The 24,611-nt window shown below is 56.1% G+C and carries 22 protein-coding genes and 2 tRNA genes; 16 read left to right on the forward strand and 8 right to left on the reverse strand.

Annotated elements, in window-relative coordinates; genetic code table 11:
* Positions 1-14: 14 nt before the first annotated feature.
* Positions 15-1,382, reverse strand: coding sequence for a DNA repair protein RadA (gene radA, locus IPM59_07400; protein ID MBK9215413.1), 1,368 nt, complete (start codon positions 1,380-1,382; stop codon positions 15-17).
* 350 nt (positions 1,383-1,732) lie between these two features.
* On the opposite strand from radA, the gene IPM59_07405 reads away from it, so the two are divergent.
* The 11 genes from IPM59_07405 to IPM59_07455 all read left to right on the forward strand — a co-directional run bounded on the left by IPM59_07405 (position 1,733) and on the right by IPM59_07455 (position 15,625).
* Entirely contained in the window at positions 1,733-2,377 is a 645-nt protein-coding gene (locus IPM59_07405) for a hypothetical protein (protein ID MBK9215414.1), read from the forward strand.
* A gap of 212 nt (positions 2,378-2,589) precedes the next feature.
* Positions 2,590-5,325, forward strand: coding sequence for a VCBS repeat-containing protein (locus IPM59_07410; GenBank protein ID MBK9215415.1), 2,736 nt, complete (start codon positions 2,590-2,592; stop codon positions 5,323-5,325).
* A gap of 90 nt (positions 5,326-5,415) precedes the next feature.
* Complete coding sequence (locus tag IPM59_07415) at positions 5,416-5,574, forward strand: hypothetical protein (protein ID MBK9215416.1); 159 nt, start codon at positions 5,416-5,418, stop codon at positions 5,572-5,574.
* Between the two features lie 224 nt (positions 5,575-5,798).
* Positions 5,799-8,177 (forward strand): tetratricopeptide repeat protein, encoded by a 2,379-nt coding sequence (locus IPM59_07420; protein MBK9215417.1) that lies wholly within the window; start codon positions 5,799-5,801, stop codon positions 8,175-8,177.
* A gap of 21 nt (positions 8,178-8,198) precedes the next feature.
* On the forward strand, positions 8,199-8,390 hold the full coding sequence (locus IPM59_07425; protein ID MBK9215418.1) for a hypothetical protein: 192 nt from the start codon (positions 8,199-8,201) through the stop codon (positions 8,388-8,390).
* A 9-nt stretch (positions 8,391-8,399) separates the two neighbouring features.
* Positions 8,400-10,058, forward strand: coding sequence for a hypothetical protein (locus IPM59_07430; protein ID MBK9215419.1), 1,659 nt, complete (start codon positions 8,400-8,402; stop codon positions 10,056-10,058).
* 66 nt (positions 10,059-10,124) lie between these two features.
* The gene (locus IPM59_07435) at positions 10,125-11,276 is read left to right on the forward strand and encodes an AAA family ATPase (protein MBK9215420.1); all 1,152 of its coding nucleotides are present in this window, start codon (positions 10,125-10,127) and stop codon (positions 11,274-11,276) included.
* 19 nt (positions 11,277-11,295) lie between these two features.
* A complete protein-coding gene (locus IPM59_07440; protein MBK9215421.1) occupies positions 11,296-12,312 on the forward strand; it encodes a CpsD/CapB family tyrosine-protein kinase in 1,017 nt (338 codons plus the stop codon).
* Between the two features lie 15 nt (positions 12,313-12,327).
* Positions 12,328-13,719: a TIGR03013 family PEP-CTERM/XrtA system glycosyltransferase gene (locus tag IPM59_07445; protein MBK9215422.1), complete on the forward strand. Its 1,392-nt coding sequence runs from the start codon at positions 12,328-12,330 to the stop codon at positions 13,717-13,719.
* Between the two features lie 53 nt (positions 13,720-13,772).
* Positions 13,773-14,585, forward strand: coding sequence for a polysaccharide export protein (locus IPM59_07450; GenBank protein MBK9215423.1), 813 nt, complete (start codon positions 13,773-13,775; stop codon positions 14,583-14,585).
* A gap of 17 nt (positions 14,586-14,602) precedes the next feature.
* Positions 14,603-15,625 (forward strand): hypothetical protein, encoded by a 1,023-nt coding sequence (locus IPM59_07455; GenBank protein MBK9215424.1) that lies wholly within the window; start codon positions 14,603-14,605, stop codon positions 15,623-15,625.
* On the opposite strand, the gene glmS is transcribed toward IPM59_07455, so the two are convergent.
* From glmS to IPM59_07470, 3 genes are read right to left on the reverse strand one after another with little or no spacing between them, the layout of a single operon-like run.
* A complete protein-coding gene (gene glmS, locus IPM59_07460; protein ID MBK9215425.1) occupies positions 15,626-17,488 on the reverse strand; it encodes a glutamine--fructose-6-phosphate transaminase (isomerizing) in 1,863 nt (620 codons plus the stop codon).
* Positions 17,489-17,491: 3 nt separating this feature from the next.
* Positions 17,492-18,895, reverse strand: a complete 1,404-nt coding sequence (gene glmU, locus IPM59_07465; GenBank protein MBK9215426.1) for a bifunctional UDP-N-acetylglucosamine diphosphorylase/glucosamine-1-phosphate N-acetyltransferase GlmU — start codon at positions 18,893-18,895, stop codon at positions 17,492-17,494.
* A gap of 30 nt (positions 18,896-18,925) precedes the next feature.
* On the reverse strand, positions 18,926-19,996 hold the full coding sequence (locus IPM59_07470; GenBank protein MBK9215427.1) for a YvcK family protein: 1,071 nt from the start codon (positions 19,994-19,996) through the stop codon (positions 18,926-18,928).
* 420 nt (positions 19,997-20,416) lie between these two features.
* Between IPM59_07470 and IPM59_07475 the strand changes: the two genes are divergently transcribed.
* From IPM59_07475 to IPM59_07495, 5 genes are all read left to right on the forward strand, one after another.
* Complete coding sequence (locus IPM59_07475) at positions 20,417-20,827, forward strand: roadblock/LC7 domain-containing protein (protein MBK9215428.1); 411 nt, start codon at positions 20,417-20,419, stop codon at positions 20,825-20,827.
* A gap of 38 nt (positions 20,828-20,865) precedes the next feature.
* Positions 20,866-21,234 (forward strand): four helix bundle protein, encoded by a 369-nt coding sequence (locus tag IPM59_07480; GenBank protein ID MBK9215429.1) that lies wholly within the window; start codon positions 20,866-20,868, stop codon positions 21,232-21,234.
* 36 nt (positions 21,235-21,270) lie between these two features.
* Positions 21,271-21,855 (forward strand): GTPase domain-containing protein, encoded by a 585-nt coding sequence (locus tag IPM59_07485; protein MBK9215430.1) that lies wholly within the window; start codon positions 21,271-21,273, stop codon positions 21,853-21,855.
* A gap of 88 nt (positions 21,856-21,943) precedes the next feature.
* On the forward strand, positions 21,944-22,219 hold the full coding sequence (locus IPM59_07490; GenBank protein ID MBK9215431.1) for a hypothetical protein: 276 nt from the start codon (positions 21,944-21,946) through the stop codon (positions 22,217-22,219).
* The gene (locus tag IPM59_07495) at positions 22,207-22,752 is read left to right on the forward strand and encodes a hypothetical protein (GenBank protein ID MBK9215432.1); all 546 of its coding nucleotides are present in this window, start codon (positions 22,207-22,209) and stop codon (positions 22,750-22,752) included. The genes IPM59_07490 and IPM59_07495 overlap by 13 nt, the downstream gene beginning before the upstream one ends.
* A gap of 52 nt (positions 22,753-22,804) precedes the next feature.
* Here IPM59_07495 and IPM59_07500 read toward each other — a convergent pair.
* The 4 genes from IPM59_07500 to IPM59_07515 all read right to left on the reverse strand — a co-directional run bounded on the left by IPM59_07500 (position 22,805) and on the right by IPM59_07515 (position 24,611).
* Positions 22,805-22,881 (reverse strand) — tRNA-Asp (locus tag IPM59_07500).
* 73 nt (positions 22,882-22,954) lie between these two features.
* Positions 22,955-23,030 (reverse strand) — tRNA-Val (locus IPM59_07505).
* A 182-nt stretch (positions 23,031-23,212) separates the two neighbouring features.
* Positions 23,213-23,647 (reverse strand): hypothetical protein, encoded by a 435-nt coding sequence (locus IPM59_07510; GenBank protein MBK9215433.1) that lies wholly within the window; start codon positions 23,645-23,647, stop codon positions 23,213-23,215.
* Between the two features lie 76 nt (positions 23,648-23,723).
* Complete coding sequence (locus IPM59_07515; protein ID MBK9215434.1) at positions 23,724-24,611, reverse strand: dienelactone hydrolase family protein; 888 nt, start codon at positions 24,609-24,611, stop codon at positions 23,724-23,726.

The raw sequence follows: 24,611 nt of genomic DNA on the forward strand, positions 1-24,611 counted from the left end.
TCGTGCATTCGTGGCTAAAATAACTCGTCCAACGCCTGCTCTAAGTTCTTTACACCGACCACACGCATTCCTAGGAGCTTTTCGAGACCTTTCTTGTTGGACTCAGGCAGTATTAGCTTCTTAAAGCCCAAGGTTTGTGTCTCGCGAGCGCGGGCTTGGGCCTGTAGGACGCCGCGGACCTCGCCGGTCAGGCCGACCTCGCCGAAAACGGCGGTTTCGGGTGGTATTTGCAGATTTCGATAGCTCGAGGCGATGGCTGCGATGACACCGAGGTCGGCGGCCGGCTCGTCGATCTCCATGCCGCCGGCGATGTTGACGAAAACGTCGTCGCCGGCTAATTGAAAGCCCAAACGCTTTTCCAAAACCGCGATCAGCAGCGCCACGCGATTCTGGTCAAAGCCCTGTGTCATCCGCCGCCCTGACCCAAATTTTGTCCCGCTCACAAGCGCCTGCACCTCGACGAGCATCGGCCGCGTGCCCTCCATGCAGACGGTGACGACGGAGCCGGTAGCGTTCTCAGGCCGCTCCTGCAGGAACAACTCCGACGGATTGCCTACGGCGACCAGTCCGGCATTCGTCATCTCAAAAACGCCGATCTCATTGGCCGCGCCAAAGCGGTTCTTGGTCGCGCGGATGATGCGGTGATTGTGGTGCCGGTCGCCTTCGAAGTAGAGCACCGTATCGACAATGTGCTCAAGCGTTTTTGGCCCGGCGATCGAGCCTTCTTTTGTCACATGCCCGGTGAGAAAGACGGGCGTCGCCGTTCGCTTGGCAAACTGCATAAATTGCGCCGCGACCTCACGCACCTGCGAGACGCTGCGGGGGGCCGATTCGATCTGATCGCTGAACACGGTCTGTATCGAATCGACGATGACAAAGTCCGGCTTCATCCGATCTGTCTCAGCAAGGATGCCTTGTAGATTGGTTTCGGGGAGCAGGAAGAGATTCTCGGCCTCGACGCCGAGGCGTTCGCCGCGCATCTTGATCTGTCGTTCGGATTCCTCGCCGGACACATAGAGCACCTTTGTGCCGTTGCGGCCGAGCTTATCGGCCATTTGAATGACGATCGTGGATTTGCCGATGCCCGGAGCTCCGCCGATCAGTACGAGCGAGCCCGCAACAATGCCGCCGCCAAGCACCCGATCCATCTCGTCTATGCCCGATGTTGTGCGGCTGTCGTCCTGCGATTCGATAGCTCCGTAAGCCACCGGTGACGAACTCGGATAGACCGCTCGCCCGCCGCTCGAAGCTTGTGCCGACGCACGGAACCTTTCTTCAACCAGCGTGTTCCATTCACCGCAGTCGGGACACTGCCCCAGCCACTTACGCGACTGCGAACCGCAGCTCTGGCAGACATACACGCTCGCCGGTTGCTTTGCCATGCTGTGAGGATAGCACTGCTATGCGAATCGCCGAAAATGACCGATCTCCAAAGTCCGCCATGCTCGAAATGGGTCTTGCAATCGATCTCGACTGGGTATATAGTGTTGGCGCAGAAGACATGGGGTGTCTATTGTTTCGTTCCCACGGACCTTAGCGAGAGATCCTGCCGGACGAGTTTTCCCAAACCTCGAATGCTCAACATTCGAGCCACAAAAAAAGGAGTCTAAAACCATGAAAAAACATGCCCCCCCCCCCGATTCTCTGGATCGGTATTCTGATCTTAGCCCTTCTCACAATCGGGGTGTCCAGCACTAACGCCCAGATCGGCAATTTAGGCATCTACGGCAGAGTGCCAGACGCACACGCAGAAGACATTGCGTATGTATATTTGGTGAGCCACCCGGCATGGGATGGTTCTCCGGATCATTTTCGACCGGTCAACGGGCTGGGCAACTTCAATCTCTATTACACGCCAGACGGAACTGATTTTATCCCATCGAGCAGCTACCGAGTGTGGTATTTCGGAAAGGATAAGACGACAACGTACGGATATGACGATGTCGCATATACAGCAAACTCTGGCAACACCAACGGTTATCAGATTCGGGCATTCAACAATCCGCCGTCTTGGCCGGTAGGTGTGCATGGCGTCGTTTTAGCCAAAATACCCGGTCAGGGCGGGACGACAACGGCACATACGAATGCGACGATATCGCTTGCCGGGATTCCCGGATTCTACTTTTACAAAGCGAAAACAAATGGGAACGGTTACGCTTCAGTCTACTATAACAGCGTGAATTCAAGTGAGTTCCTGCCTTATTCGGAAGTTTATGATCTAAAGATCTCAGGCACTCTCACTTTTGGAGAACTCGAATGTGATTATCTGTTCTACGATGATGACGCTGTAATTTGGACTCCCCCTGAGGGCTATGTATACCAGTATGATCTTGGCACCATCACGCTCCAGTCGGAAGATCCCGGTTGTGCCCCATGAAGATGGATGTTGGTTCGTCACAGTGCTGGAAGGTGTTTGCACGGCTAGCGGCGAGATGTCGCTTTGGTAGCGTAGGTTTCGTTTGGCTCAGTATCGGCGTAATTGGGGCCATGGGGTTTGCCCCTGCTTTTGTTGGCAATCGAGTACTCCGGATCATACCGCCAATAAGTCAACGACTGTCGGGTACCGTATACAAATGGCAGTCGAACACCGTGGCTGACTGGCAACAGCCTTCAAGTTGGGTGCCGGCACGAACAAGTCCGGCGCCCACGGACATTCTTGTTTTTAGTGTTGGCGGGCCAACGACCGCGACGAACGTCCCCACGCAATTCATCGGTCAGTTACTCGTGTTAGAGAACACTACCCTAAATCTACGGTCTAAGGAGCCAGTAGACCTGACTATCCTCGGCGACGACGGAATTGATCTGGACGTCGAGTTCAATTCCACTATTAATTTCAGTGGGGAGAACGCGATAAGGGCGAATCTCGGCAGCGGTGCCGTTGCGGCCATCGACGGTTCCGTTCTGTTCTCGTCTACCGGAACCGCTGCTCACAAGCTGACGGCTGTGGATACAGAAGCTGTGGTTTTTGGCGATGGTTCGATATTCACTGCCGGACAGGGTTTTTCCGGCAATGCGTTCGGGACAACCCACTTGAAGTCCGTCGTTTTCGCTTCTGGTTCTACTTACATATGCTTTGCCGGCAGCGATCCCTTCGGAGCGGCTGAACCTGATTCCGTGGTCGTCTTTGAACGTGGAAGCCTCTTCAGTTTGCGGGGCGAGGCGGTAGGTGCCTCTTTTTTTTCGGGGCGGACATATGCGAATTTTGAACTCGATTATCCAGGTGGCGACCCATTTATCGAAGGGTCCAGTCCTTTGACTATTGATGATCTGACTCTAACCGCCGGTCAGTTACACCTCTGGGTGACAGGCACCGGCCATTCAATACGCGGGGATATCCTGGTCCAGCCCGGCGCTCGCCTGGATATGCAGTCCACTTTTCTTGGACACACTATTAACGTGAACGGCAGCGCTCCACAAACCATTACTATTTTGGGGGGCGTCTCTAGGAACCCAGGCAACACCGTCGCCTTTGACAACCCGTCCGGTGTTTCCGTTACGACCTTCTTTGGTGCCGGGAATCTCGAATTTGTTAGCGGTGTTGTTACCGTTACTAATCCGACTGGTTTTCTTAGGGTCAGCGGAACCGTATCCCGAGACAATGGCTACATTGACGGGTTGCTATCGCGCGAAGTTGGAACACCCGGAACCTATAGATTCGATGTCGGAACGAAGAACGGGTATTCACCTCTAACGGTGGAGGTAACGGCTGCTGGAGACCCCTCTGCGGGGTTAAATGTAAAGGCGGTCGGGCAGGCTCATCCGAACTTGTTGGATCCGTCACGAGCACTCACTAGGTACTGGCAGGTGACTGGTTTTCCAAATATTCAAGCGAATCTCATGTTTACGTATCTTGACCCGTTGGATATTCCGGCAACAGCTAATGAATCTGCATTTGCAATCCAAAAGTATAATACCGGGTTTACCCAGCCGACAGGTGTTATCGATACCAATGCGAACACATTCTATATAAACAACGTAGTCCTGCCCCAGCTAGAGACTACTGACTGGACGCTTGCCGAGCCGGGGGCCGTTGGCGGGGCCACACCGACACCGACACCGACACCCACGCCGACGCCGATACCGGAATTTGATCTGACCATAGCTCAGGCAGATGCACCCGATCCGGTGGTCGTCGGTGGCGAGCTCACCTATACGCTTACGCCCAGCATTCTCCCGACCGCTCTTGGCGGGACGGCAAGCCCGGTTGTTCGCTTCAACTTCCCAGTCGGAGTGCCGGTAGCATTTGTTAGTGCCAACGGGACGAATGGCTACTCATGGGCCGTCGACTCGACAGGTATCAGCTTCTCAGGCGGGGTGATCTCGACCAGCGGAACGAATCCCGGAACTGCGACGTTGAGCATCGTGCTTAGGCCCCTGTCTCCCGGTGTCGTGACCAGCTACGGAGGTAATGTCGTCATCGATCCGGGCAACCTCATTTTTGAGAGCAATGAATCGAATAACACAGCCCAGACGGTCCAAACGTTCGTGCGCTCTGCCTTGTTCGACTACGACGGCGACGGCAAGACGGATTATTCGGTCTTTAGGCCGGCCGATGGTGCGTGGTATCTGCAAAGGAGCACGGCCGGGTTTCAGGGGCTGCAGTTCGGGGCAGATGGCGATAAGCTGACGCCGGCGGATTACGATGGTGACGGTAAGACGGATATTGCGATATATCGGCCTTCGACGGGATTGTGGTATATCCTGAACAGCTCGAATGGGACCGTTTCGTATCCGGTGTTTGGCGTGGCCGAGGATTTGCCGGCTCCGGGGGACTATGATGGGGACGGGAAGGCAGATCTGACGGTGTTCAGGCCAAGTCAGGGGACTTGGTATCGGACGAATTCGTCTAATGGGACGACCTTCGGGATGCAGTTCGGGGCCAATGGCGATGTGCCGACGGTCGGCGACTTTGATGGGGACGGAAAGAACGACCTTGGCATCTTCCGCCCGTCCGTCGGCGACTGGTACAACATCCGCAGCTCGAACGGTTCTGTGTTTGGCGAGAGATTTGGCCAGACCGGTGATCGTATCGCACCGGCTGACTATGACGGCGACGGGAAAACCGACATCGCCATCTACCGCCCATCAACGGGCCTTTGGGTGGTGAGGAATTCGGCGACGGCGACGTATTCGTACGAGGTCTTCGGGGCCCCGGCGGACATTCCGATCGCCGCCGATTACGATGGCGACGGCAAAGCCGACATCGGCGTGTGGCGGCCGTCGGATGGGACTTGGTACATCAAACGTTCGTCAAATTCGCAATTCATCGTCTTCCCGTGGGGCCAGAATGGCGACAAGCCGACACCGTCTGCCTACGGCAATTGATTGCCGGAACGCGGGCACCTTGCCCGCCAGTAGCGAACGTCATTTTGGCCGCGGATAACGCGGATCGGGCGGATAAGGACGGATAAGATAATGGGTCTTCATATCCGGTTTTTTCCGCTTGATCCGTTTATCCGCGTTCTATTTGGGAACGTCACGCGCGGGCAGGGTGCCCGCGTTCCGACACGGCGGGTGCGCCTCGCTGACGGTCGGGATGCGGACACGGGCCCGTGTGGGCCGGTCCACGTGTGATGCCGGTCACAAACTCCTGCAATTTTCTGAAATCCACAGTCAATTGAATCTATTTCTCACTTGCCGGTCGCGGTTTCTGGCTGCGGACGGCACTGAGGTTTTGAGATAGGTGTTACCGCCGGCCATAAGGCCGGGGCCGCACGTTCAAGGCCGGCAGCAGACGTCAATTGCCCGACGCTGACGCCGATAGTGTCTTGACGATCAGCGGAACAGGATCGAGAGTTATGCTAAACCGAGAGTGCCAAGGGCTTTTTGCCCGTTTCTTTTCGCTTCCCCTGATCATCATTCTGGGCCTGCTAATAGCCGCGTGCGGGCATTCGACGGCGGCGTTTCTTGCCAAAGGCGAAGAATATCTCGCAAAACGAAAATTCCACGACGCGCTGATGCAGTTTCGCTCGGCAACGGAATCCGATCCGTTCTCGGCGGATGCTCATTGGGGCCTTGCACGGACATACGAGAACCTCGGGCAGTTTAACGAGGTAATGGATGAGCTGCGCAAGGCGGTCGAATTGGACGAAAACAACCTCGAGGCTAAGGCAAAGCTCGGCAGCTATTTTCTACTGGTGCAGCCGCCGCTGGTGGCCGAGGCAGAGAAACTGCGAAACGAGATCCTGGTCGCGAACCCAAAATTTATCGAAGGACATCTGCTGACAGCGTCGCTCCTCGCGGCGCAAGGGCGATCGGATGCCGAGGTTGTCAGCGTCGTCAATAAGGCGATCGACATGGATCCTCGACGGATCGAATCATACATCAGTCTCCAGCGTCTTTACATGACTCGCGAAAAGGCTGACGAGGCCGAGGCTGCGATCAAGCGGGGCATCGCGGCAAATCCTGAAGCGACGCTCGGCTACATCGAGTACGGGCGCTTTCTGATGTACCTGAGCCGCGACACAGAGGCTGAGGAGCAGTTCAATAAGGCGATCGCCATCGACGAAAAGAATATTGAGGCACGTGAGGCCGCGGCAGACTTCTACGTCACGAGCAAGCAGATGGACAAGGCCGAGCGGGCCTATCTCGATCTCGTTCAGGTGCAGGAAAACAGCCCTGAAAGCAGGCTTGTGCTGGCCGAATTTTACGAGACATCGGACCGCGACGATGAGGCCGTCAATGTGCTTAACGGCATTGTCGCCGACACTCCCGAATACGTTCGGGCTCGCTACAAGCTCGGGCAAATGTATCTTGACCGCAAAGATGCCCCGCGCGTAAACGAACAACTTGACGCACTCCTTAAGATCAACGACGAAGACGCCGAAGCATTGATGCTGCGTTCTCGCTTGCGAATGCAGGAAAACAAGCCTGACGATGCCGTTAAGGACCTCGAAGACGTCTTGAAAAAGACGCCGAGCGCCAAGGAGCCTCTGTTTCTGATGACGCAGGCACGGCTTGCCCTCGGCCAGGTTGAGCAGGCGAACGCCTTTATCGGCGACCTCGACCGTTATCATCCGGCCTACATTAAGACGGGCTTGCTCAAGATCCAGTCGGCATTCACCGCCGGCGACCCAACGGCGGCTTTGAGGCTCTCGAACGAGCTTATCGACCGTGCAAATGCGGCGATGCCGAATGCAGAGTTTGGCCCCCAGGCCCTTGCCGACCTGCGGATCCGCGGCATCTCGTCACGCGGGCTGGCAAATCTCGACCTCGGGAAACTGGCCGAGGCAAAGGGCGACCTCGAAGAGGTCGTTCGCGTATCGCCACGGTCGGACACGGCCTTAGTGAATCTTGCCAAGGCCCTGATCGCCGAACGCAACAACGAAGGTGCGCGCGAGCTGTATGAAAAAGCACTGAACCTGGACGCGCAGAATTTTGACGCCGTTACCGGCATCGTCGCGACCTCAATCAAACTTGGCCAAAGCGCCCGTGCCCATCAGCGTATCGAGGAACTGCTAGGGCGAAATGCCGGCCGCGCGGACATGATGGCGGCCCTTCATTATCTGAGATCGACCGTTTTTTCTGCCGAAAAGAACCCGGCGATGGCCGAGAGAGAACTGACGACGGCGATAGAGATCGATCCAAGTTATTTGCCGGCATATTCTGCCTACGCGAGCCTGTTGATGTCGCAGGGCCGGGCCGACGAGGCTCTTGCTCAATATAACAGGGCACTAGAGATGCAGCCAACGGCACAGGTCTATACACTTCTCGGCATTCTGGAGAGTTCACGCGGCAACACGATCGAGGCCGAAAAGGCATATCGAAAGGCCCTGGAACTCGCGCCTGAGACTGCTATCGCGGCAAACAATCTTGCGTGGTTGATAGCTGACAATCAGGGCAATCTGGACGAAGCCCTGCAGTTGGCGACACTGGCCGTAAGCAAGAATCAATCGGTGCCCGGCTATTACGACACCCTTGGCTGGGTCTATCTGCAGAAGGGATTGACCTCGCCTGCGGTCGAGCAACTGAGGAAAGCGGTCGCAATCGAAGAGGCCAATGCCCGCAAGTCCGGCTCGGCCCCGAATCCCGGTTATCGGGTGCGTTTAGGCATGGCGTTGGCCAGGGCCGGCGACAAGATATCAGCACGACGCGAGGTCGAGATGTCGCTCCGCAGCATCGACGTTCTCACGCAGCGTGAGGTCAAGGAGGCAAAGGACATTCTCGCAAGTCTCTAGGGCAAGTGAGGAATTTCAGGGATGTTAGCTGTATTTGAAAACGCAGTTGACTCGGTTGAGATGTTTCTCATCTCGATCCCCGAATCGCTCGGCGTGCTGGTGTTTGGCATCGTGCTGGTTGCGGCGGCAGTCATTATCAGGCGGTGGATGTCCAGGCAGACTGAGGCTGAGAAAAAGGCAGATCCGACGGGAAAGGCATTGGCAAACAGGTAAGAGGAAGTAATGAGCGTTGAATTCAGACAAAGAAAGCCCGGCGAGATCGCCGGAATGCTGAAACGGAACAAGTGGATGATCCTGCTCCCGGTGATCACGCTGACGGCTGCGATCGGTTACGTCGTCTATCGACTGCCGAGCATCTACGAGTCAACCTCGCTGCTGACCGTAAAGCCACCGACGATCTCAGCAAATCTTGTGCAGCCGCTGTCAGACGAAGGCCTTTCGCAACGACTTTCGACCATTAATCAAGAAGTACTCAGTCGATCGTCGCTCGAGCCGATGATCCAGAAGTATGACCTTTACAAGGCCGAGCGTGCCTCAAATATGCCGATGGAACTGATCGTGGACAAGATGTACAAGAACATCAAGGTCGAACTCGAAAACACCGGCAATGACAAGGTCGCGGCATTTCGCATCCGGTATCGCGACCGCGATCCGCTAGCGGCCCGTAATGTGACAGCCGAGCTTGCGAGCAAGTACGTCAACGCGCAGGTGCAGAATTCGGTCGAGATCGCCGAGTCAACAAACGAGCTATTTGAACGCCAGCTGAACGAGAAGAAAACTGCTCTCGACGACCTCGAAAAGCAGCGCCTCGACATCATGACGCAGAACGTCGCCACGCTTCCGGAGTCGGAACAGGGCCTGGTGGCTCAGCTTCAGGGGCTGCGGGCACGCGACGATTCGATCGTTAAGGAAAAACAGACCCTATTCAACGAGAAAGGCCGCCTGAGCGACGCCATCTCAGCAAACAATCGCCAGATGCGGCTGATCGAGGACTTTGGCGAAAAGGAAACTCAGGATTCAGCTCGTCAGGCGTCACAGATCGAAGACACGCCGGCGTATGCCCAGCTTATTCAAAAACGGGCCGACCTCAACGGCCAACTCGACAATCTGCTCAAGGTTTACAAAGAGAAGCACCCTGCGGTGATCGCCAAACAGAGCGAGATCAAGCGTGTGAATGATGAGGTCGAGAATCTGCGCAAGAGTACCGACAAGCGCGTCCAGGTCGCAAGCCAGGCGAGCACCCGCAAGGCGGAACTGCAGAGAAAGAACCTGGAGCTTGAGAATCAGCGGATACAGTCGCAGATGGGACAGCTCGACCAACAGCTTGCTCAAAAGGACATTGAGAGGCAGCAGAACGCCGGCCAGATAGCAGTTCTTGAATCGAGGATCAATTCGATACCAAACGTCAAGGTGGCCCTTGAAGGCGTGAATGCCCGCTACCAGTCGGCCAAGGCAACGTATGACGAGATCTTGAAGAAAAAGAATGATGCCGAGACGGTCGTTGGAGTCGAGACGAACGCGCAGGGCGAGACCATTCGCGTTCAGGATCCGGCGAATGTGCCGCAATCGCCTGTCGCACCGAAACGCTTCCTGCTGACGATGGTCGGCACCGGCATTGGGCTGGCGCTCGGGCTACTTATTGCGGCGTTCTTCGAGATACCGCGGCTGTTCAAGATACAGAACATCGACGACGCGAAGCATTACACGGGCCTGCCCGTGCTTGCATCGGTGCCGCCGCTGCTCTCAGCAACGGAAAAGACGTGGATCCGTCGCTCGGGATGGCTGAAACTCGCCGCCGGCGTAGCCGCAGCGATCGGGGTCATTCCGCTGATCGTGATCATCCTGCAGGCGACGAAGCTTTTCGACAAGTTGATCTCATAGCGGGTTTTAGTTTTTGAATTTTGAATTTCGAATTTTGAATTCAGATCTCAATGGAGTGCAAAGGTTATGTATAACGAATTCTTCGGTTTAGACGACTCGCCATTTACGCTGACGCCCGATCCTCGGTTCATCGTATTCACGCCGAGCTATAACGAAGTGCTCGCTAGCCTGTATTACGGGCTCGAGCAGGCCAAAGGGCTGATCGTGCTCACGGGCGAGGTCGGCACGGGCAAGACAACGGCGCTTCGTTGGATACTGCGGCGGCTGGATTCGAGCGTGCTGGCTGCGTATGTCTTTAATCCGCGGCTCTCGATCAATGAGTTCTATCACCACGTCACACAGATGCTCGGCATCAAGGACTGGTCGAACAAAAGCGAACTGCTCTCGATACTCGGCAAGGTATTGGAGGAGAGGCATCGCCGCGGCCTTCGTACCGTAATAATCATCGATGAGGCTCATGAATTATCGGATCACGTGCTCGAAGAGATACGCCTGCTGCTTAACTTCGAATCCGACAATGCCAAGCACCTGCAGATCGTGTTGACCGGCCAACCGGAGCTGCGCGACAAACTGAACCAGATGAACCTGCGACAGCTCAAGCAGCGTGTTGCCCTAAGGTGCAACATGCACTGCTTCCCGACGGTCGAAGAGGTCGATCGCTACATTACGGAGCGGCTGCTGATCGCGGGTTCTGACCAGCCGAATATATTCACGCCGGGCGCGGTCGATTTTATCTACCAGTGCTCGGAGGGAATTCCGAGGAACATCAACAATCTCTGCGACAACGCTATGCTCGCGGCCTATTCGGCCGGCGAACAGGTGATCAGCCGCCAGATCATCGAAACGGTCGCAGATAACCTCGATATGCTGCCGCGCAAGGAGGCACTGGCCATCGCAGATGCTGTTCACGACGCACCGAACGGCGGTGTGCTCCTACCCACAGCTCAGGAGGAGATGTGGCAGGGCCAGGCCCGCAACGAAGCGGTCAAGCCGCGTGTTTTTAATGACGACACGATCCGCGATAACGGCAATGGCCACCCAAACGGTTATGCCAATGGCCATTCCAACGGCCAGATCAAAACCAACGGCAACGGCATTGGCAATGGAAGAAGCAGCGGGAATGGCTACAAGAATGGCGGCACGCTCACATTTGAATCTGTCGATGACGACGTGAACCTCGAGATCGGCTCGTCAAGGCCGACATTTCATAAGTTTTAGGGTTTAGGAGCATTAGACGATGAGCATCCTAAAGGCAATGCAAAAGAAGAGTACCGAGTCTCGCGAGGGCCTGAGCGTCAGGCCGCCCGCTGAGATCGTTCCGTTTGACCGCAGCTCTCGCGAGGCTAACACGCCGCCCGACCTGCTCGCGAACGGCCTTAAGATCGGTACACCAAGTTCGGCGTTCATGGGGCAGCCGGACCTTTTGATCGGGACGGCACTCCCTGATCACAGGTCGGAAATAACTGCCGGGGCAAAATTGGACGCCGATACCTTAACGCGCGTCGGTGATCGGCCGCTGCCTGACTTTGTCAGGTGGACGGTCGATGCCGAGCGCATTGAGCCGCGCCTGGTCGCGATAACCAGCCCCAACTCTTCCTATTGCGAAGAGTATCGCAGCCTGCGAACACATGTGCTTCACCGCAGCCAGCGGCAAAAGCTGCAATCCATCGTCGTAGCCAGCGTCAATCCGAGTGAGGGAAAATCCATAACGGCATTGAATCTCTCCTGGCTGCTTGCTCAGACCGACGGCGTGCGGGCTCTGATCATCGACAGCGACCTGCGCATGCCGAGCCTGGCGGATTATCTGGGCATCGAGACGGATCGCGGCTTGTCAGATGTGCTCGCCGGTACATGCTCGCTGGCCGAGGCGATCGTAAGGCTCGAACCGTCCGGCCTGCACATACTGCCGGGCGGCGAGGCCCGCACGGACGTTGCGGAACTGATCTCGGGCCCAAAATTCAAAGACATTCTGGCCGAGGCTCGAGAGATGTTTGATTACATCATCGTCGATGCGCCGCCGCTCGGCATCTTTACTGACGCGACGGTTCTTATCAATCACGCCGACGGAGCAATGCTCGTTGTCAGGGCAAATCGTACGCGTTATGCCGTCCTCGAACGGCTCCTCGAGCCGCTGCCCAAGGATCGCCTGCTCGGTGTCGTCCTGAATCAGAGCGAGGACGTGATGGACGAGAGCCAGTATAACTACGGTTACTACAATTATCGTCGTTTGAATGAAACGGGCGTCAGCCCGTAGATCTCTTCTGAGAAAATGGGTTCTGCACGGTTTAGTCCGAGAATACTCTGGTTGCTCATCGCCGACGCCGCGATACTCTACGCTGGCGTCATACTCGCGATGTACCTGCGACTCGGCTTCGCGGGCTCAGAGAACGAACTCAACAACAAGAATGGCTGGCTCAAGATCGGATTGGCGTCTGTCGTCTGTCTCGTGATCCTCTATTTCTACGACCTTTACGATTACATCGTAATGACGAACCGCCGCGAGCTGCTGCTGCGGCTCGTGCAGGCGCTCGGGATCGCGTGGGCCCTGTTGGCCCTGCTGTTCTATTTCGCACCGCCTCTGCTGATCGGCCGCGGTGTTTCAGTAATATCGGTGCCGCTGGTCCTTGTGCTTTTGATCGGCTGGCGAATCTTTATTCATTCGCTCACGGGGCATCCAGAGATCGGTGAAAAGATCCTTGTGGTCGGAACGGGCCAGACCGCAATCGACACGGCCGAGGCCGTCTGGCAGCGGCGCGACGCCGGATATCGCATCGTCGGTTTTGTGTCAGAGAACGGGGCCAAGCCGATGCAAAAGCTCGGCCGCTCGGTCATCCTCGGCAAGGCACACGAGCTTGAGTCTGTCATCGTAAATGAAAAGGTCGACCGCGTCGTGATCGCCGTGCGCGAACGTCGCGGTGCCTTCCCGACCGAGGCGCTGCTCAAGATGAGCCTCGCGGGCGACATTTCGATCGAGGAGTGCACGTCCTTCTTTGAACGCATCACGGGCAAGGTCCACGTGGACATGCTGCGGCCGTCCTGGCTTATCTTTGCGGGCCGTAGGCGTGACACCCCGATCAAATCTGTGTTTCGTGAATCGATTCATCGCCTGCTCGCGCTGACGGGTATCGTCCTATCGCTCCCTGTGGCAGTCCTCACGGCAATTTTGATCAAGATAGAATCGCGCGGGCCCATCTTTTACAGGCAGGAACGCGTCGGTAAGAACGGCCGCGTCTTTAGGGTGATCAAGTTTCGCTCGATGCGGGCTGACGCCGAAGCCGACGGCAAACCGATCTGGGCGGCATCGAATGACGAACGCATCACACGGGTCGGACGTCTCATCCGCAAGCTGAGGATCGATGAGATCCCGCAATTTTGGAACATACTCAAGGGCGAGATGAGCTTTGTCGGCCCGCGTCCTGAGCGTCCGCATTTTGTCCGGCAGCTTGCGACGGAGATCGCGTACTATGAGCATCGTCATCTGGTGGCGCCGGGCCTGACAGGCTGGGCCCAGATCAAGTATCCGTATGGCGCGTCGGTCGATGACGCGATCCAGAAGCTGCAGTACGATCTGTATTACATCAAGAATCAAAGCCTGACACTCGATCTGGTGATCGTTTTTGAGACCGTGAAGACAGTGCTGTTTGGCAAGGGCGGCCGATAGTCTGGAGCATAAAGTTCAATAGACGTTTGTAGTTGAAGCGAGGAATAGTCGAAATGAAAGTAATGGAAATTCTCAACCGAGGTTTGATGATCGCTGTCTGCATTGCGGCCGTGGCCCTATCGGGCCTTGCACAGACGACGGCGAAAGCCAAGGACACGAAGGGCCGTGGTGACAAGGACAAGACCGCAGAAAAGACGGTCCCGCTGGCGGCACCTTCGTCCGAGAGCGACGACATCACAGATGACCCGCAAGAGTCGGTCGAAGGAGCGATCCTGCCGTACTACGACAATTACCTCCGCGAATACCGGCTGGGCCCGAGCGATGTTATCTCGGTCGAGGTCTTTGGGCAGTGCCCCGATTATTGCAAAACGGGTATTACCATTCCGCCGAACGCGAAGATCTCTTATCCGCTCGTCCGTGACGGTGTTTTTGTCGCCGGCAGAACGGTCGAGCAGGTAGCGGCCGAGATCACGCAGAAACTTGACGAATTCATCATAGACCCTAAGGTCACCGTGACCCTCGACAAAGCGAATGCAACGCGTTACAGCGTGATGGGCAATGTAGCGACACCCGGCGTTCGCGTGATGGACCGCAAGGTGAGTGTGTATGAAGCGATCCTCGAGGCCGGTGGCGTGACCAAGAACGGCGACAAGAAAAAGATCGCCCTAGTCAGCTACACAAAGGATGGCAAGCTCAGCAAACGCATAGTCAGCCTCGCCGATATGGAAGCGGGCAAATCTGAGATGGTCTTCCTTAGTCCCGGCGACCAGGTATTCGTGACCGGAAAGGGCTTCACCATCCAAAAGGTATTCGATATTCTCGGAAAAGCGAGCATGGTCCGATATATGATGGGAAGCCCGCTATAAGGAACGGAGAAAGAAAAATGAAGCGATACACCAAAGCTCTCTGCTGCTCATTAGCGGCCGCGTTTATCCTCGCGGGGGCCTCGGCGGCGCGTGCCGATTGGCAAAAGCTTACGACTAATAGCTTTGGCTGGTTCCGTGATATCACTTTCATCGATGCGCAGCGCGGGTTCATTGTTGGCACGGACGGGATAATCGTCAAGACGGCCGACGGTGGCACCACCTGGACACCGCAGCCGAAATTCAGCACGGACACCTTTCTTCAGGTCCATTTTGTCAACGAAACGACGGGTTGGCTGCTGTGCGAGCGGAACGTGTTCGCACGCGGGAACAACCCGACGTCTTACGTCCGCAAGACGGTCGATGGTGGCCGCACATGGGAGAAATTCGAGTTTGAGGATGCCGGCCGCGAACGAATAACTCGGCTGCTCTTTAACCAAAACGGCTCGGCAACTGCATTTGGCGAGGGCGGCGTATTCTTTCGCCTTCAGGAGGACGGCAAGACCTGGAAGCGAGTGCAGACGGCGATACACTTTCTCCTGCTTGACGGCAGTTTTGGCAGTGAGCGTATCGGAGCGATGGTCGGGGCCGGCGGCACGATCATGTTCTCCGAGGACTCCGGCCTGACCTGGGAGAAAGCGTCGCTGCTGGGTGAGGCCGACACCAAATTCAACGCTGTCTTTTTCACCGGCACACAGGGTGCGTGGGCAGTGGGCACGCGGGGACGCATTTTTCGCTCGGCCGGAAGCGGCCGACTGTGGCGACAGCAGGACTCGACCGTCACGGCAAACCTCAACGACGTTTATTTCACCAGCCCCACAAGCGGCTGGGCCGTTGGTGACCACGGCATCATCGTCCGCACGCGCGACGGCGGCAATACCTGGACCGACGTCAAGTCAGGCGTCACCCACAAGCTGGAAAAAGTGATCTTCAACGGCGGCCGCGGTTGGGCTATCGGCTTCGGCGGTACGCTGCTAAGATACGAGGCGGCATCGGCACCCAATGACCCGGGATCAAAACCATCAATGCAAAAGCGAAGCTAGCTACTCCACAGTCACCGATTTAGCGAGATTTCTCGGCTGATCGACGTCACAGCCGCGGCGGACGGCGATGTGATATGACAGTAACTGCAAAGGCACGATCGAGAGCACGGGGCCGAGCAGGTCTGAGGTATGCGGTATCTCGATGACGTGGCTTGAGACGGTGCTCGACATCGTATCGCCTTCGGTGAGGACCGAGATAATAATGCCGTCGCGCGATTTGACCTCGACGATATTCGAGTGGGTTTTCTCGTATCGAAGCTCGCTGCCTGCGTTGCCGTCCTCTTTTGTGTTGACGATGACGACGGGGAGTTTTTCGTCGATGAGCGCGTTGGGGCCGTGCTTCATCTCGCCCGCCGGGTAACCCTCTGCGTGGATGTAGCTGATCTCTTTGAGTTTCAGTGCTCCCTCTAACGCGACGGGGAAGTTGATCCCGCGGCCGAGATAGAGAAAGTCCTGTACGCGGAAGAACTCTTTCGACAATTCCTCGATCGATTCGGCGTTGTTGAGCAGATGCTCGATCTTTAATGGCAGTTCGGCGAGGTCCTGGGCAAGGTGTTTGGCCCGCTCTTCGTCGATCTGGCCGCGAAGCTCGCCGAGATAAAGAGCAAAGAGATACAACGCGATCATTTGCGCGGTGAACGCCTTTGTCGATGCCACGCCGATCTCAGGCCCCGCGTGAGTCAGGATCGTCCCATCGGCCTCACGCGTGATCATCGAGCCATGGACGTTGCAGATCGCGAGCACCTTGCAGCCGGCATGTTTTGCCTCGCGCATCGCGGCTATGGTGTCGGCCGTCTCGCCCGATTGCGAGATCACGATCAGCAGGTCGTTCTCGGTCAAAACGGGGTCGCGATAGCGGAATTCGGAAGCGTAATCAACATCTACGGGCACGCGGGCAAGCTGTTCGAGCATATACTTGCCCGCTAATCCGGCATGCCATGAGGTGCCGCATGCGGCGATCTTGATCGAGGTCAACGCCTTAAAGTCGTCCTCAGAGATGTCCATCGGGTCGAGATATACTTTGCCCGTGTCGAGCGAGATGCGCCCCTGCACCGTGTCGCGAACCGCACGCGGCTGATCGTATATCTCCTTGAGCATGAAGTGCTTAAAGCCGCCCTTCTCGGCCTGGATCGGGTCCCATGTGATCCGCTGCTTTTCGGGCTCGACAACATTTCCGTCAAAATCCGTGACGCGAACAGAGTCTCTCGTGAGGATCGCCATCTCCTTGTCACCGAGGAAAAACACGTCCCGGGTGTGTGCCAGGATCGGCGGAATGTCGCTTGCGACAAAGAACTCGCCGTCTCCCAAACCGATCACGACCGGCGGCCCCTCGCGCACCGCGATGATCGTATCCGGCTCGTCAATCGAGATGATCGACATCGCAAAAATACCGCGAAGCTCGCTAACGGCCTTCCTAACCGCGAGTTCCAGTGACAAATTCTCGGTGTCAACATAATGCCCAATGAGGTGCGCCACGACCTCGGTGTCAGTCTCGGTAACGAACTCATGCCCGCCGGCCTGCAGCCTTTCTTTCAGGTGCAGATAGTTCTCGATAATGCCGTTGTGAACGACCACGACCTTGCCCGACTGGTCGCGGTGCGGATGAGCATTCTCCTCAGTAGGCCGTCCGTGCGTCGCCCAACGCGTGTGCCCGATGCCGTAATTCCCATCGAGTGGATTCAGCCGTATCGCTTCCTCGAGATTGCGCAGCTTGCCCTCAGCTCGCCGCAATTCCATATGCCGGTCGTCATCGACCACAGCGATCCCCGCCGAGTCATATCCGCGATACTCCAGCTTCCTCAAACCGTCAATGATCAACGGCACAACCTGTTTATTTCCAACGTATCCGACTATTCCGCACATAATCTAGTTTTGTTCCGACGCCTTTTCTTCGTTATGGCTAAGATCCTTGATCGCCCTTGCCGGGGCACCTACGACGAGCTTGTTTTTCGGCACATCTTTGTTGACGACACTGCCCGCACCGGTCACCGCCCCCTCGCCGACAGTGATCGGGGCTATCAGCATCGTGTCCGAACCGATCTTTACGTTATTGCCGATGTGGGTCTCGTGTTTGTTCTTGCCGTCGTAGTTACAGGTGATGGTGCCGGCGCCGATGTTTGTGCTTTCTCCGATCGTGGCATCGCCGAGATAGGTGAGGTGGCTGGCTTTTGACTTGCGCCCCAAGGTGGTTTTCTTTAGCTCAACGAAGTTGCCGACCTTTGAGCCCTCTATCATCACGGCGTGGCCGCGAAGGTGCGCCATCGGGCCGACCGTGCAGTTGTCTCCGACGGTCGAGTCGGTGATAAAGCAGTTATCCCGTATCTCGACGCCGCTGCCGATCTCGGAATCGACGATCCGCGTGCCCGGACGAATAACGCTGCCCTCGCCGACAATGCTTTTGCCCTCAATAGTTACATTCTGATGAATGACCGTGTCGCGGCCGATCGTCGAACGGCCGCTGACATACGCCGTCTTCGGATTGACAAACGTCACGCCGCTCTCGAGCATCAGCCGCCCAATCGTCCGCTTACGAATGACCTTCTCCATCGCCGCGAGCTGACGGCGATCATTTACGCCCTCGACCTGCCGATAGTCGTCGCATTCGAAGATCGCGATCGGGCCGCCGTCTTCCTTGAGAATTCGCGGCACGTCGGTCAGGTAATACTCGCCCTGCGCGTTGTCATTGCCGACCTGCGTGAGCGCGTCAAACAGCTTCCGCGTATCAAAGCAATAAATGCCCGAATTGATCTCGCTGACTTTCTTCTCGTCCTCGCTAGCGTCCTTTTGCTCGACGATACGGTCAAATGAACCGTCGCCGCCGCGAACAACGCGGCCGTAACCTGTTGGGTCTTTTAGCTTTACCGACAGCACAGTGCACACGGCCTTATTTTCCCGATGCGCGGCGACCAGCCCATCCAGCGTAGTCTTGGTTATCATCGGCACGTCGCCCGACAGCACCATCGTCGTCGAATCGCGCCCTTCGAGCAGTGACCTCGCCGCATTCACCGCATCGCCCGTCCCAAGCTGTTTCTCCTGCAACGCAAACTCGACCGGCTTGTCGTCAAACTCACGCAGAACCTCGGCCTCAGCATCCTCGGCCTGATGCCCCACAATGACGACGACCTTTGCCGGTTCCAATTCGAACGCAGTCTCGACGACGTGATTGATGAGTGCGCGACCGTCCAGCCGGTGCAGCACCTTCGCAAGGTTCGACTTCATCCGCGTGCCGAGGCCGGCGGCCATTATCAGTATGTCGAGATCTTTATGCACAATTACAAATTACGAATTATGAATTACGAATTAGGAAGTGCGTTCTGCATTCGTAATTCGTAATTGATAATTCGTAATCGACTCCTTCCGCGGTTGCAAAGCACACAATAACAATACTTGAGCCAATTTCTCAGGCTGATGTCGGACCATTTCGCCTTCGTCCAACAGGTTACCATAGACGATCTCGGCTCCCTCGATGGTGTCGGGTGAGATCGAGCCGTGAACGCCGATCTGCTCGGCCCCCTCATCGGCGTATTTGTCGGCCTGGCCGGTGCTGATCGGATGATCATTGACGATCACATAATCAAACTCGATCTGCGGAGCATAGTCGCGAATTATCTCAAGATGATGCCGCGCTGTAAATCCAGTCGTTTCGCCCGGCTGCGTCATCAGGTTACAGACATATACCCTTGTTGACTGGGAAGCCGCAATAGCATCAGCCACGCCGTCAACCAATATAGGCGGCAACAAACTCGTAAACAGTGAACCGGGACCGATAGTTACGACATCGGCAGCCTCGATCGCGGCTAGGGCCTCCGGCATCGGCTTGCAATCCGCTGGTTCAAGATAAAGACGCTCGATATCGTGGCCGACCTGCGAGATCTTCGTCTCGCCCTTTACGATGCTTCCGTCCTTCAAGTTGGCCGCCAGCCGCACGTCGGCGACGGTTGCGGGATAGATATGGCCTTTGCTCGCGAGGATCTCACTCGACAGCTTGACAGCCTCGGCAAAGTCGCCGGTCATCTCGGCAAGTGCCGCAAGAAAGATGTTCCCAAAACTATGCCCACCGAGGTCGCCGTCGCCGCGAAAGCGATGCTTGAAGAGTTTCGACAACAGCCGCGAGTCTTCACTCAACGCGACCATGCAGTTGCGAATATCGCCCGGCGGCAGCATCTGAAGCTCTTCGCGCAGCCGGCCTGAGCTTCCGCCGTCGTCGGACACGGCAACGATCGCGGACAGGTCATCGAGCCACACCGGCTCGGTGTCGCGTGCGTGGACAAACCGTTTGAGTCCCGACAGCAGTGTCGACAGGCCGTTGCCGCCGCCGATGGCAACAAAACGCAGCCCGTCAGAACTGTCCGAGAACAGGTGGTGCTTCATCGATTGAACGACCGTAGGCTATCATTTGCCGCAGGTCTAACGGAAAGGAAGTCAGGGTGGTTGGCCGTGCGAACCCGCAACAGCCGTCGGCGAGCGCTTGCCGACAAGCAATAATTTTAGCACTGGCAGCGACAAGAAAACAATACGAACCACGGTCGGGAGCCGGTCGGAGGTTGTTGCGTACGGCTCGATCTGCTCCGCATCCCAAAAAATCCTTGTCTGCGGGCAATACCGTATGTTAAATTTAGTTTTGCGACCGTGTCCTTACCGGCGGCCGTATTGCCTTTAGCACCTAACCCGATATAAGATTTAGCTGCGTTTCAGGTCACAGCACCATCACGAACATCAAATGCCCGATACGCCTTTTATCCTGCAGGAAGATCAGTTTTTGCGGCTCAAGACCGTGCTGGGCGCGTCCGCATCGAGTGTGCGGCGCGTGTCGTCTTCCTTATCGACCGCGACGGCCAGCCTATCGCATTCAGCGGCGACATCGGCAACATGGACACGACCAGCTTCGCTTCGCTCGCGGCGGGTAATGTTGCCGCGACGAGCTCGATGGCCAAGCTGATCGGTGAGGAGGCCTTTCCATGCGTGTTTCACGAAGGCGAACACGAGAGCATCTATATCAGCATCATCGGCCGGGCATTGTTGGTTGTCGTCTTTGACGAACGTTCGACACTGAGCCTGGTAAAGATCCGTTCAAAACGAGGCAGCTACGAGGTTGCCGGTATTCTTGACGAAGCAACGACTGCCTCGGCGAGCTATCAGCTAAATAACAATTCGTTCTTTGCGGAGATCACGGACGAAGACATCGACAGCCTGTTCAGTTGATGACAAGTGACAGGTGACAAGTAACAGGCAAGAACGCGATGAGGCCACACGAAAAACTCGAAGTTTGGAAAAAGGCCGTCGACTTTATAGTTAATGTCTATGAGCAGACGGGAACTTTTCCGTCAGATGAGAAATTCGGCCTCACATCTCAGATAAGACGTGCGGCGGTTTCAATCCCGGCGAATATTGCCGAAGGAGCGGCAAGACACTCGGACAAAGAATTCGCACACTTCGTCGCCGTTGCGCAAGGCTCGTGCAGTGAACTCGAAACGGAACTTCTGATCGGGTCTAGACTTGGTTTCCTAGCTCCAGGGGTTTATTCGACATTGAGAGGTGAGGCAGACGCGATCGGTCGAATGTTCGTGGGCTTGTCGAAGCATTTGCGTCAAAAGGGCGACAAATCCTGATCTTGTTACCTGTTACCTGTCACTGTTTACTTTCTTATGACTTTCATCAATTACGCATCACGCGAGATCAACTGCAAGATCGTTTACTACGGCCCGGGTTTGTGCGGCAAGACGACGAATCTGCAATACATCTACGACTCGACCGCGCCGCAGGCGAAGGGCAAACTCATCTCGCTCGCGACCGAGACGGACCGGACGCTGTTCTTTGATTTCATGCCGCTGGAACTGGGGACCGTTCGCGGCTTTAAGACGCGATTCCACCTTTACACGGTTCCGGGACAGGTCTATTACGACGCGTCACGAAAGCTCATTCTCAAGGGCGTAGACGGCGTCGTTTTCGTCGCCGACAGCCAGGAAGAGCGGATGGACGCCAACGTCGAATCGCTCTATAACCTCGAAGAAAACCTGCAAACTCAGGGCTACGAGCTAAACAATATCCCTTACGTTCTGCAATTGAACAAACGCGATCTGCCAAACGTAATTCCGGCTCACGACCTGACCGGCGAACTTCAAAAGAAGGGCGAACCCGTATTCGAAGCCGTCGCCACCAACGGCACCGGCGTTTTTGACACACTCAAAGCCGTGGCCAAACAGGTCCTTACCGAGCTTCGAAAAGGGTAAGGGGCAAATAAACGAAACAAGTGCTAAGGGAGGAGTTTCGGCTCCTCCCTTCTTTTTCATCTTTTCACATTGTCACTTTTTCACTACAATCGCTGGTATGAAGCTGCCTGGGGAAGAGTTCGTGTACGAGGGCCTCAATGACCTGCGGGAAGGCCGCGAAACAGTGGCCGCGCTTCTCGTCGCAATCGGAGCTCCGCGCCTCAGACAACTTGGGATTGACGTTCCGTTGCATACATTAGACAGCCCCGAGCATCGCCTCTATCTCAGGCTCGCCTCTGAGGACAGCGATTCGGCCCATTCCCGGTATAATGCGCTTGTTCGCAGGCTGGTCAGTTTTGAAAACTCTTTCAAATGCGCGGCCTGACCGATCGAGAACGTATCGCTGAATTTATGCGGGCAATCGGCAACGCTGCACGAAAACCTGTGCGTGTCTATTTCACGGGCGGAGTGACCGCAGTTCTTCACGGCTGGCGTGAGAGCACGATCGACATTGACCTACGATTCGTCCCCGAGGCCGACGAATTATTCCGCGCGGTGAGTGAACAGAAGGAGCGGCTTCAGGTTAATGTTGAGCTTGCCGCTCCGCCGGATTTCATACCGGAGGTCGACGGCTGGGAGGACCGCTCCATCTTTATCGCTCGAGAGGGAAAAGTTGATTTCTACCATTTCGATCCTTATAGTCAGGCCCTATCTAAGCTGCAGAGGCGTCACGAAAAGGATGTCGATGATGTACGTGCGATGTTTGAGGCTAGATTGGTCGTCGTCGATGGGTTGCTAGAATTCTTCGACCGGATCAAACCGTCACTCTATCTCTATCCGGCTATAGATCCCGTAGCATTCGAGAATTCTGTGGTTGAGACGGTTCTGGAGCGCAAGCAAAAAGAGGCCTCGACTTAATTCTGCCCTCCTATTACCGAACACTGAATTCTAAACTCTGAACTGCTGAAAGTGGCGGGGCCGACGGGGCTCGAACCCGCGACCTCCAACGTGACAGGCTGGCGTTCTAACCAACTGAACTACGACCCCGCGATGCCAATTAAAAATTCAAGAATACAAATTCAAAGGTTTGCATTTTTCACTTCTAATTTTGCAATGGATATGGTGGGCACGAAGGGACTCGAACCCCTAACTTCCTCCTTGTAAGAGAGGCTGTCTACCAATTGACATACATGCCCGAGAACTCTTATTGATGCCCGACTAATTGTCAAAAAAACGCGCCCGTGTGCCATACGGCGGGCGAAGTGATACCTTACGAAAATAACCTCACCTAGTCAAGTTCATGTCTCTCCCTCGTCGCTGACTCGTGCGGCAATTATCGCCGGACAGAAACTTTCACCACCAAACCATCTCGCCTTGGTCAATTCACCGTCTCTGAGACCACTTCGGCTGGCGTCATCGCCTGGGCGTTCGCCTGATCGGTCACCATCAGCGGAAGTTCATCGAGGACGACGGTGTTGGCGATGGTCTGGATCCAGTAGGTGCCGGGATCGGGGAAGACGACGTTGACAAAAAAGCTGACATTGTCGGTAAATCCACCCTCGGCGAGTTGGATGGTCGTCGGGGCCGATGTAACGACGAGGTTCTGCTTGTCAGGAGCGAGAATTCGAACCTCGGTCTCATGATTGCCTGCACCGGCCCAGTGGTTAATGACGGCGAACTTGATCAGTGAAACGGGGAGCTTCTCGACCATTATGTTTTGAAAAACGCCCATCAGTGAGATCTTGTTGCCCATCTCGATGCGAACGTCGTCGCAGAGGAGCGTGTACATTAATTTGAGGTTTGCTGACGTCATACGTAATTGAGAATTGAGAATGGAGAATTGAGTATGAGATCAAGAGTGGATCCAGTCATTTTCCACTTTCCATTCGTTAAGCTGCTCCATGTTTCTTGAACCAGGCGACCAGCTTCGCCCAAGCCGCTTCGCTGGCTTCTTTGTTGAAGCTTGGCCGGTAATCGGCGTGAAAGCCGTGATCGGCCTTGGGGTAGATGATGATCTCGGACTCGCCCTTGGCTTTCTTGAGCGCCTCGCGCATCCGCTCGACGCCTTCGACCGGAATGCCCTTGTCCAACCCGCCGTAAAGGCCGAGAACCGCACCCTTGATCTCGGCGGCGTGGTCGATGGGCGTCGTCGGCTGCAGCGTGTTGATGGGTGAATTCGCCGTCGGAACGACACGGCCATACCAGGCACCGCCGGCTTTCACTTTCGAGTTATGAGCGGCGTAAAGCCAAGTAATTCGGCCACCCCAGCAAAAGCCGGTGATCGAGAGCTTTTTGGTGTTGCCGCTGTTCTTGGCAGCCCACGCGACCGCCGCGTCGAGGTCAGACATCGACTGCGTATCGGGAATTCGGCTGTAAATCTGCCGGTTGATCTCGCGCGGGTCTTTAAGATCCTTGACGTCGCCGACGCGGGCATAAAGGGCCGGCGCGACTGCCATAAAACCCAGCTTTGCGAACCGTCGGCAGATGTCTTGTATCCACTCGTGAACGCCGAATATCTCATGAATCACGAGCACAACCGGGAATTTCTTGCCCTTCTTATCCGGCATCGCTCGATACGCCGGTATCTCACCGTCAGCGACGGGGATCTTCACCTCGCCGACGATCAGTCCTTTGTCGTCGGTCGTGATCCGCGTCTGGGCCTGTATCGGCGACACGGCGGCGGCATACAGGCCCGCACCGAGGATGGACGTTACGAAGAACTCGCGTCGATCCAGAGCAGGCGCGTCCGGGTTCGAATTCACAATGTCAATGTGCAT

This window comes from Chloracidobacterium sp. (genome assembly GCA_016715795.1).
In the GTDB taxonomy this organism is placed as follows: Bacteria; Acidobacteriota; Blastocatellia; order Pyrinomonadales; family Pyrinomonadaceae; genus OLB17.

Excerpts from the sequence above, each read along its gene's own strand:
- radA (MBK9215413.1), bottom strand. The coding sequence starts at position 1,382 with ATGGCAAAGCAACCGGCGAGCGTGTATGTCTGCCAGAGCTGCGGTTCG.
- IPM59_07415 (MBK9215416.1), top strand. The coding sequence starts at position 5,416 with ATGGGTCTTCATATCCGGTTTTTTCCGCTTGATCCGTTTATCCGCGTT.
- IPM59_07420 (MBK9215417.1), top strand. The coding sequence starts at position 5,799 with ATGCTAAACCGAGAGTGCCAAGGGCTTTTTGCCCGTTTCTTTTCGCTT.
- IPM59_07425 (MBK9215418.1), top strand. The coding sequence starts at position 8,199 with ATGTTAGCTGTATTTGAAAACGCAGTTGACTCGGTTGAGATGTTTCTC.
- IPM59_07430 (MBK9215419.1), top strand. The coding sequence starts at position 8,400 with ATGAGCGTTGAATTCAGACAAAGAAAGCCCGGCGAGATCGCCGGAATG.
- IPM59_07435 (MBK9215420.1), top strand. The coding sequence starts at position 10,125 with ATGTATAACGAATTCTTCGGTTTAGACGACTCGCCATTTACGCTGACG.
- IPM59_07440 (MBK9215421.1), top strand. The coding sequence starts at position 11,296 with ATGAGCATCCTAAAGGCAATGCAAAAGAAGAGTACCGAGTCTCGCGAG.
- IPM59_07445 (MBK9215422.1), top strand. The coding sequence starts at position 12,328 with ATGGGTTCTGCACGGTTTAGTCCGAGAATACTCTGGTTGCTCATCGCC.
- IPM59_07450 (MBK9215423.1), top strand. The coding sequence starts at position 13,773 with ATGAAAGTAATGGAAATTCTCAACCGAGGTTTGATGATCGCTGTCTGC.
- IPM59_07455 (MBK9215424.1), top strand. The coding sequence starts at position 14,603 with ATGAAGCGATACACCAAAGCTCTCTGCTGCTCATTAGCGGCCGCGTTT.
- glmS (MBK9215425.1), bottom strand. The coding sequence starts at position 17,488 with ATGTGCGGAATAGTCGGATACGTTGGAAATAAACAGGTTGTGCCGTTG.
- IPM59_07470 (MBK9215427.1), bottom strand. The coding sequence starts at position 19,996 with ATGAAGCACCACCTGTTCTCGGACAGTTCTGACGGGCTGCGTTTTGTT.
- IPM59_07480 (MBK9215429.1), top strand. The coding sequence starts at position 20,866 with ATGAGGCCACACGAAAAACTCGAAGTTTGGAAAAAGGCCGTCGACTTT.
- IPM59_07485 (MBK9215430.1), top strand. The coding sequence starts at position 21,271 with ATGACTTTCATCAATTACGCATCACGCGAGATCAACTGCAAGATCGTT.
- IPM59_07495 (MBK9215432.1), top strand. The coding sequence starts at position 22,207 with ATGCGCGGCCTGACCGATCGAGAACGTATCGCTGAATTTATGCGGGCA.
- IPM59_07510 (MBK9215433.1), bottom strand. The coding sequence starts at position 23,647 with ATGACGTCAGCAAACCTCAAATTAATGTACACGCTCCTCTGCGACGAC.
- IPM59_07515 (MBK9215434.1), bottom strand. The coding sequence starts at position 24,611 with ATGCACATTGACATTGTGAATTCGAACCCGGACGCGCCTGCTCTGGAT.